Here is a 1,181-nt window from a genome sequence, read left to right on the forward strand (position 1 = left end):
TGGCTGCCCGGAGTGATCGGACTCATTGTGTTCGCCGTCGCCGTCGCCGTGGTCCTGGTGGTGGTGATGCGATGAGGTTCCGCATCACGATCGAGCTCACTCGGACGCCGAAGCAGGTCGAGGATGCACCCGAGTTCGAGCACCGCGACACGGAAGCGCTCGTGGAAGCAACAGGTGGCGGCGACCCACGAGCACACCGCATGGGATTCAACCCGCCATTCCAGGATGACCACGGATACATGCAAGCAGCGAAAGTGCAGCGGCGACCCGAGGTGCGAGCGAGTGGCCACCAGATTCAACCGCCAAAGGAGATTCCATGACCGACGACGCGTGCCCTACATGCGGCCCGATCTGCGGCATGCGGGAATTCGGATGGGAGGGTGGAGAGGATGAATGACAAGCGAGTGCACTACCTGTCGTGCGCGCCAGAGTCGTACGACAGCACCGCCATCTACGGCGTGTTCGACACATGGGCAGAGGCACGAGACGCCGCCATCAACGCGGAGTACCTGAGCGTTAGTGCTGAGATCCAGGAGTGGGTTGGCAGTGACCTGATCCAGACGTGGAGCTGGAGGGTCTACCCGAAGTCATTCTCGAACGGTTGGGGTGCTGATGCCGAAGAACGGTTCTGACCACACGCCCACCACCGCTCAGGTTCGTGACGCGTACGTGCGTGCCATGCGCAACGCGTTCATCGCATCCGCCGACGAACACCGGCAAGAGTTCGACCGATGGCTCGAGCAACACGACAAGGAGCTGCGTGATGGATGACGCACTCGAACGCACATTCCGCCGCTGGCTACTCGAAGAAGCAACCGGCAACCAAGGGGCCACAGTCACACCGACTGTGGCCCCAACTGCTGCCACCGACGACGTGTGGCGGTGGCCGATACGACGCAACACCGACAAGGCGTACTGGGAGGACACAGATGACTGCGACTGACACGAGACTGCTGGATGCGGTCGACGCCCTCACCAAACCCACCATCGATCACGTCCGCCAAACCACCGACGACGGCGAATACCTGCGCACCGTCCCCGTCGAACACCCGCCACTGCTGCAACAGTTGGCCGACGCTGTAGTGCCGTCCGCTGGGAACGACGGCGGCTCCAAGTCAGCCAGTGCAAGGGAACGCAACGTGCTCGACTCCGACGCGCTGTGGGAACTCACCCGTATCGAG

3 protein-coding genes are annotated in these 1,181 nt (G+C 62.6%); all 3 read left to right on the plus strand.

The annotated features are described in order from the left end of the window. The first annotated feature begins 389 nt into the window (after positions 1-389). Positions 390-632: a hypothetical protein gene (locus NS184_RS16830; protein ID WP_152998304.1), complete on the plus strand. Its 243-nt coding sequence runs from the start codon at positions 390-392 to the stop codon at positions 630-632. After that, positions 613-771, plus strand: a complete 159-nt coding sequence (locus NS184_RS18495; RefSeq protein WP_193750554.1) for a hypothetical protein — start codon at positions 613-615, stop codon at positions 769-771. The genes NS184_RS16830 and NS184_RS18495 overlap by 20 nt, the downstream gene beginning before the upstream one ends. A gap of 158 nt (positions 772-929) precedes the next feature. Then, the coding region (locus NS184_RS16835) for a DUF7341 domain-containing protein (RefSeq protein ID WP_152998305.1) at positions 930-1,181 on the plus strand (252 nt) is incomplete at its 3' end.

This window comes from Curtobacterium luteum (assembly GCF_001475545.1).
Taxonomy (GTDB): domain Bacteria; phylum Actinomycetota; class Actinomycetes; order Actinomycetales; family Microbacteriaceae; genus Curtobacterium; species Curtobacterium luteum_A.

Coding starts and splice junctions, on each gene's coding strand:
- NS184_RS16830 (WP_152998304.1), top strand. CDS start 390: ATGAATGACAAGCGAGTGCACTACCTGTCGTGCGCGCCAGAGTCGTAC.
- NS184_RS18495 (WP_193750554.1), top strand. CDS start 613: ATGCCGAAGAACGGTTCTGACCACACGCCCACCACCGCTCAGGTTCGT.